At 57.5% G+C, this 13,852-nt stretch carries 9 protein-coding genes and 1 pseudogene; 5 read left to right on the top strand and 5 right to left on the bottom strand.

Annotation, left to right across the window (positions count from 1 at the left end):
• Nucleotides 1–11: 11 nt before the first annotated feature.
• Nucleotides 12–230 carry a zinc ribbon domain-containing protein gene (locus GT756_RS18585; RefSeq protein ID WP_004201901.1) on the top strand — a complete coding sequence of 73 codons (219 nt, stop codon included), beginning with the start codon at nt 12–14 and terminating at the stop codon, nt 228–230.
• On the opposite strand, the gene xseA is transcribed toward GT756_RS18585, so the two are convergent.
• On the bottom strand, nt 214–1,605 hold the full coding sequence (gene xseA, locus GT756_RS18580) for an exodeoxyribonuclease VII large subunit (protein WP_017900437.1): 1,392 nt from the start codon (nt 1,603–1,605) through the stop codon (nt 214–216). The genes GT756_RS18585 and xseA overlap by 17 nt on opposite strands.
• Before the next feature lie 158 nt (nt 1,606–1,763).
• Here xseA and guaB point away from each other — a divergent pair, with 158 nt between their 5' ends.
• Nucleotides 1,764–3,230 (top strand): IMP dehydrogenase, encoded by a 1,467-nt coding sequence (gene guaB, locus GT756_RS18575; RefSeq protein WP_004151980.1) that lies wholly within the window; start codon nt 1,764–1,766, stop codon nt 3,228–3,230.
• Between the two features lie 67 nt (nt 3,231–3,297).
• Nucleotides 3,298–4,875: a glutamine-hydrolyzing GMP synthase gene (gene guaA / locus GT756_RS18570; protein WP_004201905.1), complete on the top strand. Its 1,578-nt coding sequence runs from the start codon at nt 3,298–3,300 to the stop codon at nt 4,873–4,875.
• A 138-nt stretch (nt 4,876–5,013) separates the two neighbouring features.
• Here the strand turns inward: guaA and GT756_RS18565 are convergent, their stop codons facing one another.
• Nucleotides 5,014–6,234: an MFS transporter gene (locus GT756_RS18565; RefSeq protein WP_049003905.1), complete on the bottom strand. Its 1,221-nt coding sequence runs from the start codon at nt 6,232–6,234 to the stop codon at nt 5,014–5,016.
• A gap of 73 nt (nt 6,235–6,307) precedes the next feature.
• Here GT756_RS18565 and GT756_RS18560 point away from each other — a divergent pair.
• Nucleotides 6,308–7,220 (top strand): annotated as a pseudogene (locus GT756_RS18560) (LysR family transcriptional regulator).
• Between the two features lie 97 nt (nt 7,221–7,317).
• Here the strand turns inward: GT756_RS18560 and GT756_RS18555 are convergent.
• The gene (locus tag GT756_RS18555) at nt 7,318–7,491 is read right to left on the bottom strand and encodes a YfgG family protein (protein WP_017900441.1); all 174 of its coding nucleotides are present in this window, start codon (nt 7,489–7,491) and stop codon (nt 7,318–7,320) included.
• A 370-nt stretch (nt 7,492–7,861) separates the two neighbouring features.
• On the opposite strand from GT756_RS18555, the gene GT756_RS18550 reads away from it, so the two are divergent.
• On the top strand, nt 7,862–10,090 hold the full coding sequence (locus tag GT756_RS18550; protein WP_160124989.1) for an EAL domain-containing protein: 2,229 nt from the start codon (nt 7,862–7,864) through the stop codon (nt 10,088–10,090).
• A 55-nt stretch (nt 10,091–10,145) separates the two neighbouring features.
• Here GT756_RS18550 and ppx read toward each other — a convergent pair whose 3' ends face one another.
• Nucleotides 10,146–11,678 carry an exopolyphosphatase gene (gene ppx, locus GT756_RS18545; RefSeq protein WP_004201914.1) on the bottom strand — a complete coding sequence of 511 codons (1,533 nt, stop codon included), beginning with the start codon at nt 11,676–11,678 and terminating at the stop codon, nt 10,146–10,148.
• Nucleotides 11,679–11,681: 3 nt separating this feature from the next.
• Nucleotides 11,682–13,742, bottom strand: coding sequence for a polyphosphate kinase 1 (gene ppk1, locus GT756_RS18540; RefSeq protein WP_002913838.1), 2,061 nt, complete (start codon nt 13,740–13,742; stop codon nt 11,682–11,684).
• Nucleotides 13,743–13,852 lie beyond the last annotated feature (110 nt).

Here is a 13,852-nt window from a genome sequence, read left to right as displayed (position 1 = left end):
AAGGAATGCTTATGGAACTTGATTGCCCTCTGTGCCACGCGCCGTTAGATGTCAAAGGCAGCAGCGCGCATTGCGCTCAGTGCGAAAGGGTATTTGCCCTTGAGGCGCGCTGCCCGGAATGCCACCAGCCGCTGGAGGTGCTGAAAGCGTGCGGTGCGGTGGATTACTTTTGCCAGCACGGGCACGGCCTGATCTCAAAAAAACGGGTGGAATTTATTCCGCTGGTTTAGGCGGCGATGGCTTTCTGGCCCGCGTTTTTTTCACCGGCGCAATCTGCCTCACTTCGCTTTCGACCCAGCCGTCTTTCAGGCGGGTGGTGAGCAGATCGCCGGTTTTGACCTGTTTTGTCTGCTTTAGTACCGTGCCGTCGCTCACCGAAGTGACGCTATAGCCGCGCGCGAGGGTGGCTAAGGGACTCACCGCCTCCAGATGGGTCACCGCGTGACCAAACCGTTCACGCCGCTCGCTGAGCCGGCCACGCATCGTTTCCGCCAGCCGGTATTCCAGCTGCTGGAGGCGCGATTGCGCCCGGTGGATGCGCGGCTGCGGGTTGTAGTGATTCAGGCGCTGGACAGTACGCTTTTGCCGCTGATCGGCGCGTTTCAACTGCGATTCCACGGCGATGCGCATCCGCTGGCGCAGGCGTTCCAGAGCGGTCTGCTGGCGGGCCAGCCGCAGCTGCGGGTGCTGCTGCTGCAGACGATGGAACAACTGGGTAAAACGGCGCTGGCGACTGGCGAGGAAATAGTCCATCGCCATCTCCAGCCGCTGCTGCCCGGCCTGCAGCTGGCGCAGCAGCTCCTGCTGATTGCGGCTGACGATCTCTGCGGCGGCAGAAGGGGTCGGCGCGCGCAGGTCGGCAACAAAATCAGCGATAGTGACGTCGGTTTCATGGCCAACGGCGCTGACGATAGGGATCTGGCTGGCGAAGATAGCTCGCGCCACCCGCTCATCGTTAAAACTCCACAGATCCTCCAGCGAACCGCCGCCGCGTCCGACAATCAGCACGTCACACTCCCGGCGCGCGTTCGCCAGCGCGATGGCGCGCACAATCTGCCCGGGAGCATCGTCACCCTGAACCGCGGTCGGGTAGACGATCACCGGCAGCCCGGGGTCGCGGCGCCTGAGGACATGAAGAATATCGTGCAACGCGGCACCGGTTTTCGAGGTGATGACCCCGACGCAGCGGGCGGGGGAGGGGAGCGCCTGCTTATGTTTTTGATCGAACAGCCCTTCCGCGGTTAACTGCGTTTTCAGCTGCTCATACTTCTGCTGCAGCAACCCTTCGCCGGCGGGCTGCATGCTTTCAACGATAATCTGGTAGTCGCCGCGCGGCTCATACAGGGTGATGTTGGCGCGAACCAGCACCTGCTGCCCGTGCTGCGGGCGGAACGTGACCCGGCGGTTGCTGTTGCGGAACATCGCGCAGCGCACCTGGGCGTTATCGTCTTTTAAGGTGAAGTACCAGTGGCCGGAAGAAGGCTGGCTGAAGTTAGAGATCTCGCCGCTGATCCAAACCTGGCCCATTTCGCGCTCAAGCAGCAGACGCACCGTCTGATTGAGGCGGCTTACGGTAAAAATTGCGGGGGATTGAGAGGGTAACATGTGAGCAAGATCAAACTTTAAATCAGCAGGTTATTCAGTCGATAGTAACGCGCTCAGAGGGGATGGCAAGTATTATTTGCAAAAAAGGGTAGATGCAATCGGTTACGCTCTGTATAATGCCACGGCAATATTTATCCACCCTGGTCGAGATATTGCCCATGCTACGTATCGCTAAAGAAGCCCTGACGTTTGACGACGTCCTCCTCGTTCCCGCTCATTCTACCGTTCTGCCGAATACAGCCGATCTCAGCACTCAGCTGACGAAAACCATTCGTCTGAATATTCCTATGCTCTCCGCAGCCATGGATACCGTAACGGAAGCGCGTCTGGCTATTGCCCTGGCACAGGAAGGCGGCATCGGCTTTATTCACAAAAACATGTCCATCGAGCGCCAGGCGGAAGAAGTTCGCCGCGTGAAGAAACATGAGTCCGGCGTGGTCACCGACCCGCAGACCGTTCTGCCGACCACCACCCTGCGTGAAGTGAAAGAGCTGACCGAGCGTAACGGCTTCGCCGGCTACCCGGTGGTTACCGAAGAGAACGAGCTGGTCGGCATCATCACCGGCCGCGACGTGCGTTTCGTTACCGATCTGAACCAGCCGGTCAGCGTCTATATGACCCCGAAAGAGCGCCTGGTCACCGTGCGTGAAGGCGAAAGCCGTGAAGTGGTCTTCGCTAAGATGCACGAAAAACGCGTTGAGAAAGCGCTGGTTGTGGATGAGAGCTTCCACCTGCGCGGGATGATCACCGTAAAAGACTTCCAGAAAGCGGAACGTAAACCGAACGCCTGTAAAGATGAGCAGGGCCGTCTGCGCGTTGGCGCTGCGGTTGGCGCCGGCGCGGGCAACGAAGAGCGCGTTGACGCGCTGGTGGCAGCGGGCGTTGACGTCCTGCTGATTGACTCCTCTCACGGCCACTCCGAAGGCGTTCTGCAACGTATTCGTGAAACACGTGCGAAATACCCAGACCTGCAGATCATCGGCGGCAACGTCGCCACTGGCGCAGGCGCGCGCGCGCTGGCGGAAGCCGGCTGCAGTGCGGTGAAAGTAGGCATCGGCCCGGGCTCCATCTGTACTACCCGTATCGTGACCGGCGTAGGCGTGCCGCAGATCACCGCCGTTTCCGACGCGGTGGAAGCGCTGGAAGGCACCGGAATTCCGGTTATCGCCGACGGCGGTATCCGTTTCTCCGGCGACATCGCCAAAGCGATCGCGGCCGGTGCGGCGGCAGTGATGGTCGGCTCCATGCTGGCCGGTACCGAAGAATCCCCGGGCGAAATCGAACTCTATCAGGGGCGCTCTTACAAATCCTATCGCGGGATGGGTTCCCTCGGCGCGATGTCGAAAGGCTCCTCTGACCGCTACTTCCAGAGCGATAACGCCGCTGACAAACTGGTGCCGGAAGGTATCGAAGGCCGCGTGGCCTATAAAGGCCGCCTGAAAGAGATCATTCACCAGCAGATGGGCGGCCTGCGCTCCTGTATGGGTCTGACCGGCTGTGGTACCATTGACCTGCTGCGTACCAAAGCTGAATTCGTACGCATCAGCGGTGCGGGCATCCAGGAAAGCCACGTTCACGACGTGACCATCACCAAAGAGTCCCCGAACTACCGCCTGGGCTCCTGATTTCTTCGCCCGACCTTGCGTCGGGCGATTTATTTACTCTGTTTCACTTGCCTCGGAATTAGCGTCAATGACGGAAAACATTCATAAACATCGCATTCTCATTCTCGACTTCGGGTCACAGTATACTCAGCTGGTGGCGCGTCGCGTGCGTGAACTGGGCGTCTACTGTGAGCTGTGGGCATGGGATGTCACGGAAGCACAGATCCGCGAATTTAATCCAAGCGGCATCATTCTTTCCGGCGGCCCGGAAAGCACCACCGAAGAGAACAGCCCGCGCGCGCCGCAGTATGTGTTCGAAGCCGGCGTGCCGGTATTTGGCGTCTGCTACGGTATGCAGACCATGGCGATGCAGTTGGGCGGCCATGTAGAAGGCTCTAACGAGCGTGAGTTTGGCTACGCGCAGGTTGAAGTGGTTAACGACAGCGCGCTGGTGCGCGGTATCGAAGACTCCCTGACCGCGGACGGCAAACCGTTGCTGGACGTGTGGATGAGCCACGGCGACAAAGTCACCGCCATCCCGTCTGACTTCGTCACCGTCGCCAGCACCGACAACTGCCCGTTCGCCATTATGGCCAACGAAGAAAAACGCTTCTATGGCGTGCAGTTCCACCCGGAAGTGACCCACACCCGTCAGGGTATGCGTATGCTGGAGCGCTTCGTGCGCGACATCTGCCAGTGCGAAGCGCTGTGGACCCCGGCGAAAATCATCGACGACGCCGTTGAGCGTATTCGCCAGCAGGTTGGCGATGACAAAGTAATCCTCGGCCTCTCCGGCGGCGTGGACTCTTCGGTGACCGCGATGCTGCTGCACCGCGCCATCGGCAAAAACCTGACCTGCGTATTCGTGGATAACGGTCTCCTGCGTCTGAACGAAGCCCAGCAGGTGATGGAGATGTTTGGCGACCACTTTGGCCTGAACATCGTTCACGTGGAAGGCGAGCAGCGCTTCCTCGACGCGCTGGCAGGTGAAAGCGATCCGGAAGCGAAACGTAAGATCATCGGCCGCGTCTTCGTGGAAGTGTTCGACGAAGAAGCGCTGAAGCTGGACGACGTCAAATGGCTGGCGCAGGGCACCATCTATCCTGACGTTATCGAATCTGCCGCTTCCGCCACCGGTAAAGCGCACGTCATCAAGTCTCACCACAACGTGGGCGGCCTGCCGAAAGAGATGAAGATGGGGCTGGTTGAGCCGCTGCGTGAGCTGTTCAAAGACGAAGTGCGCAAGATCGGTCTGGAGCTGGGTCTGCCGTACGATATGCTCTACCGTCATCCGTTCCCGGGCCCGGGCCTCGGCGTGCGCGTGCTGGGCGAAGTGAAGAAAGAGTACTGCGACCTGCTGCGTCGCGCGGACGCTATCTTCATCGAAGAGCTGCACAAAGCTGACCTGTACAACAAAGTGAGCCAGGCGTTCACTGTATTCCTGCCGGTTCGCTCCGTCGGCGTGATGGGCGATGGCCGTAAATACGACTGGGTGGTTTCCCTGCGTGCGGTGGAAACCATCGACTTCATGACCGCGCACTGGGCGCACCTGCCGTATGATTTCCTCGGCCGCGTCTCTAACCGCATTATCAATGAAGTGAACGGTATCTCCCGCGTGGTGTATGACATCAGCGGTAAGCCGCCAGCAACGATCGAGTGGGAATAATCCCCGGCGTTAGTTGAATAAAACGAAACCCTCTGTTGTTACAGAGGGTTTTTTAATTTATGCCCAGCCTCAATCCCGTCATCCCTCACCGCTATCCATCACTGGGTGGTTTCCTGTGTCCCCGGTGAATGTACCCGGTTATGGTTCCGGCAGATGTTCAGCCGGCCCACGTTTTGCCCCCGGGCAGAGGGCTGGACGCTTGTCCGGCTCTGTTTTACCCACCGATCGCGCCATCGCCAGCGCCAGTCCGGCAACGATCAGCGTTAACCCGGTGGAAATCCACATTCCACCCACGATACCCAGCCGATGGTTCAGCCATGCATAGGTAAAGGGGGCGGCCGCCGCCATCAGTTGCCCGGGGATCAGCAGGAGACCCGTGCGGCTGGCGTAGCTTTCTGCGCTAAACAGCGCCAGCGGCAGCGTCGCTTTCACAATCGTCACCAGCCCATTTATCGCGCCATAGCCGAGCACAAACCCGGCTGCGCACCCGGCATACGCCGTGCTGCTGACACCAAGGAGAAAACAGAGCGGCATGGCGAGCGCGGTAAAACGCGTCAGCGCGAGCGGGGTGATGCGTCGACCGGCCAGCACTTCCCCCAGCCGGGCGCCGGTCTGGCCAAATCCCCACAGCATTCCGATGGCAACCGGCAGGCCAAAGTGGCTGATAAACTCCGGCAGATGGGTGGAGGTGCCGGTGGAGATGAAGGTGATCAGCGCAATAAAGAGCGCATAACGTATGCCGTTACGCCGATTGCCATCCGCTGTTGGGGCCTTCGCTTTCGTCGATGAGCCGAGCCGCTGACGAGGCAGCTGATAACTCAGCCATGCGCTCAGCAGGCCAAACAGCGCATAGACCCGCAGGGCATCCTGCCAGGACATCACGGTGAGTAAAGCCTCCCCCAGCGGCCAGAAGAGGGCAGAGGCCAGACCGCCGGCGAGGGTGATTTGAGAGATGGTTTTCCGCGCCTGTTGGCCGTAAAGGTTCACTACCGCGGCGAACAGGGCATCATACAACGACAGCCGCATGCCGACGCCGGTCAGCAGCCAGGCGCCGTACCAGCCGACCAGCGAAGGGCTCCAGGCCATCATCGCGCAACTGGCGGCTATCAGTAAGGTTCCGCTGGTGACCACCAGTCGTCCGCCAAAGCGAGCCAGCAGACTGGCGACCAGCGGGGAGACCGCCGCCATGATCAGCATCGCAAGCGTCAGGCCAAGATAGATCTGCGGCGAGCTCCATCCCTTGTCGGCGGCGATAGCTCCGGCAAAGGTGCCGGGCATATAAAAAGAGATACCCCAGTTGATCAGTTGCTGAGCGCCCGCGGTGAAGGCTAGGCGTCGGGGAATAGCCGGTGTTCCCATGGTTTTTCATTCCGTTAAGAGAGTTGTCCTGAGCATACCCGGCAGGCTATTGTTCTGGCAGAGCGGCCACCTTATGCGCGGTATAAGAGAAACTTTGCATGACAACACTGAACCTGGGAAACCTGGCGACCTTCCGGCTGGTCGTACAGCGCGGCAGCTTCTCAGCCGCCGCCGACGCGCTGGGGATCTCCCAGCCTGCCGTCAGCCTGCAGGTGCGTCAGCTGGAGCAATTTTTACAGACCCGACTGCTGGAGCGCACCGGGCGCGGGATCAAGGCGACGGCGGCGGGAATGGCGCTGCTGGCCCACAGCGAGCAGATCGATCGGGCGGTGAATAGCGCGGTGCAGTCGGTCAGTGCATTTAGTCAGGAAGTTAATGGCTCACTGACTCTGGGGACCGGCGCGACGGCCTGCATTCATCTTCTTCCGCCGCTGCTGCAGCATCTTCGTCAGCAGCACCCACTGCTGACGGTGGGGGTGACCACCGGCAACACGCTGGATGTCGTCCGGGCGGTGGAGGAAAACCGGCTCGATCTTGGGCTGGTCACGCTGCCCGTTCAGGGACGCAGTCTGGCGGTGACCGCCGTGGTGGACGAGGAGTTCGTGGTCATCCATCCCAGCCACGAGGCGGGGATCCCGGCGGTGTGTACCCCTGAGGAGCTGCAGGCGCTGCCGCTCATTGCCTTCGAGGCGGGCAGCGGCACGCGGGATCTGATTGACCGCTGGTTCCGTTCGGCGGGCCTGGCGGTCACGCCGGTGATGCAGCTGGGGAGCATCGAGGCGATCAAACGCATGGTGCGGGCCGGGCTGGGCTACAGTATTGTGCCCCGCATGGCGGTAGAGCAGGCGGAGGATCGCTATGGCTTAACGGTACATTCTCTGGCCCCGTCGCTGTACCGTCAGCTGGCGGTTGTCATGCGTCAGGATAAAGTGATTACCAAAGGAATGGCGGAAATGCTGCGTCTGCTGCAGGCCGTGCGCTTATAAATCGTCAGCGGCAAAACATGCCTCGTCAGGGATAGTGCCTCGGAAACGGGCGTCTCTACCTGCGGATAGTGGCGTATCCGGCATCAGGATCAACGGGTTACTCGCGGGCGGAGGGCTCGACGGTGAGCGTTGACTCCTGCGACGCTTTTTTATCCTGGTGATGATACCAGGCGCCGATGGAGGAGTAGACAAAGCGTCCAAAGAAGAAGAGAAAGCTGATAAGCAGTACGATACGGGTCATGCGACGGTTAAATCGATGTCGTTTACGCATACTGGGTGCCTGACTCACAAAAGGTTCCTTGAAGTATACCCGAAGATGGGCGATGGGGGTATTAAGGCACAGGAACGAGGTGGGGTCAATTGATGCAGATGTAAAAGTGCGGCAGTGAAAACATTAATTAATGTTATATAAGATAATCCTCGTATTTACATGCTCTCTTTATTAGCCACGAAAAGCTGAAAAAATAAGTTTTATTAATGTTGGTGTCAGCATTTGTTGATTTACATCAACAGCCTCATTCTCTTCACCACTAAAATCAGCGGACGTTACCGTATCGTTATTACTTATGCGGTCAGCATGGGGTGGTTGGATGCCTGCCTGAATATGCCTCGCAGGAGCAGAGGCTCTCTGTAGAGCACCTATGAATTTATTAAAATACTATCAACAATATCGCGACAAATGGTGGGCCTTACCGCTTCTCCTGCCTGTGTTATTATTACCCCTTGCCAGAGGGATGAATACATATACCATGCTGAATGGGCACATGGTTTATCTTTATTATCTTCCCCTGGCGCTGGTGCTCAGCCTGATGATGTTTTTCGGCTGGGCGGCGATCCCTGGTATTATCGTTGGTCTGCTGCTAACGCTGGCCCGGGGCATGACGCCGGAGCAGGCCGTTGGCGTACTGTTCCATTTTCTGATCCCCTGCGTGCTCTGCTGGGGCGGATATCGCATCTTTGTTCCCCAACGGCAGCAGGTATCGCACGGTAACGTCAGGCTGATGCCGCATCGTCTGTTCTGGCAAATGCTGCTCCCTTCGGTCATTTTTCTGATTTTGTCGCAGATCGCCGAGTATCTGGGGCTACATCCGCGCACAACGGATATGGCCGGCGTCTCGCCGTTTAGTTTACGGTCGTTAATCACCTTTCAGGCGCTGATGGTGGGGTGCCTGACCGGCGTACCGTTATGTTATTTACTGCTGCGGGTAATTCGTAACCCTTTTTATTTGCGCGGGTATATTTCTCAGGTTCGCTTACAAATTGATCCAAAAATAAAGAAAATTGAAATCATCAGTTGGGCGGCGATATTAACCCTGTTGCTGGGGCTATTATTGATGCCGCTTAATGATACCAGCACCATATTTAGTACAAATTATACATTATCCTTATTGATGCCGGTGATGCTGTGGGGGGCGATGCGTTTTGGCTATCGCTTTATCTCGCTGATATGGACGCCGGTACTGATCGCCGTGATCCATTTTCATTACCGTTATTTACCTATTTATCCAAGTTATAACACTCAGCTGGCGATCACCTCGTCAAGCTATCTGGTGTTCTCGTTTATTGTCGCCTATACGGCGATGCTGGCAACACAGCAGCGGCTGATCTACGCCCGCATCCGACAGATGGCCTTCCTCGACCCGGTAGTACATATGCCGAATCTGCGGGCGCTGAGCCGGGTGCTGAACGGCGCGAGCTGGTCGACGCTCTGTTTTTTGCGTATTCCTGAGCTTGAACTGCTGGGCCGCCACTACGGGGTGCTGTTGCGTATTCAGTATAAGCAAATGCTGGCGAATCACCTGCGTGCGCTGCTGGAGCCGAACGAAGCGGTATATCATCTTGCCGGTCACGATTTAGTGTTTCGTCTCAACAGCGAAGGGCACCAGGCGCGCATTCACTTAATTGAGCGCTCCTTGCGACAGTTCCGTTTTCACTGGGACGGGGTCCCCCTGCAGCCGCGGATCGGCATGAGCTATTGCAACGTCCGCTCGCCGGTGAAGCATCTGTATTTGCTGCTTGGCGAGCTGAACACGATTGCCGACATGTCGCTGGCCAGCGGCCATCCGGAGAATTTGCAGCGCCGCGGCGCCGGGCATGTCCAGCAGGATCTGAAAGACAAAGTGGCGATGATGAACCGCATCCTCAAGGCGCTGGAGCAAGACTATTTTGTCCTGATGGCGCAGCCTATCCAGGGCATTCGCGGCGACAATTACCATGAAGTGTTGTTGAGGATGAAAGGCGAGTCGGGCGAACTGACGGGGCCCAACGAGTTCCTGCCGGTGGCGCACGAGTTTGGGCTGTCCACGCGCGTGGATCAGTGGGTCATTGAGCATACCCTGGCCTTTATGGATGCCAACCGGCGGGCGCTGCCCGGTCTGCGGCTGGCGATCAACCTCTCTCCGGTCTCGTTGAGCCGCAGTCAGTTTCCCGAGGAGGTCGAAAACCTGCTGCAGGCCTACAACATTGAGCCATGGCAGATTATTTTCGAGCTGACCGAAAACTATGCGCTCAGCAACCCCGAGCTAGTTTGCCAGACATTAGAGCACCTGCGGGCACTGGGCTGCCGGGTAGCTATCGATGATTTTGGTACCGGCTACGCCAGCTATGCGCGGTTAAAAACGATGAACGTCGATATTCTTAAAATCGACGGCAGCTTTATTCGCAATCTGCTCGCCAGCAGTCTTGATTACCAGGTGGTGGATTCAATCTGTCGTCTGGCGCGGATGAAGAACATGCAGGTGGTGGCCGAATATGTTGAATCGCCGGAGATACGCCAGGCGGTCATCGCGCTGGGGATCGATTATATGCAGGGCTATGATATTGGCGTCCCGGTGCCTCTGACGCAGCTGGCGGAGGGGATGAGCGCCTGAAGCCGTAAAAAAGCCGGGCGCGATGGCCCGGCTCGCATGATATCCATAGAGGCGATCAGGCGTCTGGCTCTTCTTCCGCAATTTTCAGCAGCCACTCCGGCACACCTTCCCAGTACTGCTGCTCTTTTTCCAGATCCAGCAGCACCAGCGCATTCTGGCTAAACCAGTTGTGCGGGAAGGTCAGCGTCCAGTGGTGAGCTTCCGTTTGCAGCCGTAGCGTCGGCGGCGTGGTGGTGGCCTGACGCTGGTTGTTCAGCAGCACGCCGAGGCGCAGCAGCTGGATCAGCGGCAGAAACTGCTTTTTCCTGAACAGCGTAAAGCGCGGCAGATCGTCGAGTTTTATCGCTTTGCGATGATAGCGCACCAGGGTGGCCATCAGCATCTGCTGCTCCTGGTTGAAGCCCGGCAGGTCGCTGTTCTGCAGAATATAGGCCGAGTGGCGGTGCATGCCGCTGTGGTTAATATTCAGGCCCACCTCATGGAGCATCACCGCCCACTTCAACAGCGCCGCCAGGTGCGGATTGGCCAGCTTGGGATTCTGCTCCTGCCACTGCTCCAGCATAAGGGTGGTGGTTTCCAGCACCCGGCGCGCCTGTTCGCGATCGATGTTGTACTGATTCGCCAGACTCTGCGCCGTACGGCTACGAATATCCTGGTGGCGGAAGCGGCCTTCCATTTCGTACAGCACGCCTTCACGCAGCGCTCCATCAGACAGACGAAGCTCTTTAATGGCTAGCGCGTCAAATACGCCGCACAGAATGGCCAGCCCCGGGGCAAAGACCGCTTTACGATCTTCCGAGAGGCCGGGCAGGCTGAGCGCGTCGAAGTTTTTATGCTTCAGCAGTTCACTGACCAGCATTTCGAGGCGCTCCGGCGTAATAAACCCGTCCTTCTCGCCCATAGCCACCAGCACTTCCTGGGCGGCTTTAATGGTACCGGAGGCGCCCAGCGCCACGGTCCAGCCCTGAATACGGAACTGCCAGGCCAGGGTTTCCAGTTTTTGCACCGCCGCCAGGCGAGCGCGCTGGAAATTTTCTTTATTGATGGTCCCGCCGGGGAAGTAGGCCTGGGAGAAACTCACGCAGCCCATGCGACGGCTTTCCACCAGCCGGGGCTCAAAATCTTCACCGATGACCAGCTCGGTCGAACCGCCGCCGATATCAATCACCAGCTTACGGCCGCGCTCCGGCTGCGTGTGCTCCACGCCCATAAAAATCAGGCGCGCTTCTTCATTACCGGAGATGATCTCGATCGGGTAGGGGATCACTTTTTCCGCGCGTTTAAGAAACTCTGCCGCATTGGTCGCCTGGCGCAGCGTATGCGTCCCGACGATGCAGACGCTGGAAGGGGAGAACCCCTGCAGGCGTTCGGCAAACAGCGACAGGCAGTTCAGCCCGCGGGTCATGGCTTCTTCGCTCAACACCGAGTTTTCATCGAGGCCATCGGCCAGATGTACGCGCTGTTTCAGGCGTCCGATGATCTGCATGGCGCCGTCGACGACACGGGCGATCACCATATGAAAACTGTTCGAACCAAGGTCAACCGCAGCGAACTCCTGCGGCCGAGGGGTTTTTTCGTTTATTGGCATAGGTTAGTCGGGTTGTTCGAGTGATTTGAGATAATCGTAAATCGCCATCTGAGCGCGCACTTTACGGCGATTGCCGCGCGGCACATAGCGATTACTCAGTTCTTTATCAAGATAGCGCGCTTTTACCGTATCGTTGAACAAGATATCAAAAATATCCAGCACCCGCTGTTTCAGGCGCGGGTCGAGCAGCGGGGCGGCAACTTCGATGCGATAATCAATATTACGCGTCATCCAGTCGGCAGAGGAGAGCCAGACCTGCTTATCGCCACCGTTTTCAAAACAATAGACCCGGTCATGCTCGAGGAAGCGGTCCACAATGCTGATGACGCGAATATTTTCGCTGATGCCTTCCAGACCGGGGATCAGCGAGCACATGCCGCGGATTAACAGGTTGACCGGCACGCCGGAGCTGGAGGCGGCATACAGTCTGTCTACCAGTCCTTTATCCACCAGGTTGTTCAGCTTCAGGGTAATACCGGACGGTTGCCCGTTCTGCGCATTGGCGATCTCGCGGTCGATCATCTCATACAGCAGACGACGCGAGTTCTGCGGCGACACCAGCAGGTAATCGAAGCTGACCGGGCGGTAGGGGTTTTCAATAAAGTTAAACACCCGGCGAACTTCATTGGTAATGCGCGCATCGGCGGTTAACAGCGAATAGTCGGTATAGATCCGCGCGGTCTTCTCGTTGAAGTTACCGGTGCCGATGTGGGCGTAGCGCACGACCTCATCGCCTTCTTTACGCGAGATCAGGAACAGCTTGGCGTGGATTTTCAGGCCCGGCGCGGAGAAGATAACGTGGACGCCCGCTTCCGTCAGGCGTTTCGCCCAGTGAATGTTGGCCTCTTCGTCAAAACGCGCCTGCAGCTCCACCACTACGGTGACTTTTTTACCGTTGTGGGCGGCGTGGATCATCGCGTCGATGATGCGCGAATCCTTGGCCACGCGGTAGATGTTGATTTTGATCGCCAGTACGCTGGGGTCGAACGAGGCCTGACGCAGCAGCTCCAGCACATGCTCAAAAGTATGATAGGGGTAGTAGAGCAGCACATCGCGTTCGCGAATGGCGTCGAAGCCGTTGCGGAATTTATCAAACCACAGATGACGCAGGCGCGGCATAGGTTTATTGACCAGATTGGCCTTACCCACGTTCGGGAAGCCGATAAAGTCTTTGAAGTTGTGATAGCGGCCGCCCGGCAGCATTGAGTCATAGTTGGAGATGGAGAGCTTATCGCGCAGCATTTCGACCATCGCGTCCGGCATATCGCGCTGGTAGACGAAGCGAACCGGCTCGGCGGTCAGGCGCTGTTTCAGGCTGGAGGACATCAGCTCCATCAGGCTCGACTCCATCTCATGCACCAGATCGTACTCGGCGTCACGGGTCATTTTCATCGAGTAGGCGTTCAGCGCATCGTAATCAAAGAAGCCTTTAAAGATGTCGTCCAGGCAATAGCGCAGAATGTTATCCAGCAGGATCATTGGTTTACGGCGGCGAGGCGCTTCCGGCGGCAGGTTTACGAAGCGCGGGACCTTATCCGACGGAATTTCCAGCAGGGCATAGTTGATGTTCTCCCCGCGGATAATCTCCACCGCCAGATAGGTGTAATCATCTTTCAGGAACTGCACGAGGTCCGTTTCGCGGTTAATCAGGATCGGCGAGATATGCTGCCGCAAATACTGTTTAAAGTAGTTGCGCAGCCAGGCCTGCTGATTGACGGACAGCTGGCGCTCGTTGATCAGGAAGATCTGGTTGCGCGCCATCTCCAGCAGCAGTTCGTTATACAGACTATCGAATTCCTGATCGGCCTTCAGAACGCGGGCCTGGATTTTGCCTAACAGGTGGCGAGAATGGGCGGTACTGCCTTGTTCTTCACTGATAATAATCCGGCGCTTAAGCTCAGCGAAGCGCACTTTGTAAAACTCATCAAGGTTGTTGGAGTAGATCCCTAAGAAGCGCATGCGCTCAATCAGCGGGTTACTTTTGTCCGCCGCTTCCTGCAGCACGCGTTCGTTAAAAGATAACCAGCTGAGTTCTTTTTCGATGTATAGCTTTTCCTGGCCCATTACCGCTCACACTCCGTTTTACTCACAGGACGTAGACTATTATGACGAATTTTTCTGCATAGCGATTTACTGTGTCACAACTATATGACAGTAAGAAGAATTATTTCTGT

Origin of the sequence: Klebsiella sp. Q2 (assembly GCF_009900705.1) — a bacterium.
GTDB classification, from domain to species: Bacteria; Pseudomonadota; Gammaproteobacteria; order Enterobacterales; family Enterobacteriaceae; genus Klebsiella; species Klebsiella quasipneumoniae.
Note: the sequence above shows the minus strand (reverse complement) of the source record. Positions and strands in the feature narration are given on the sequence as shown.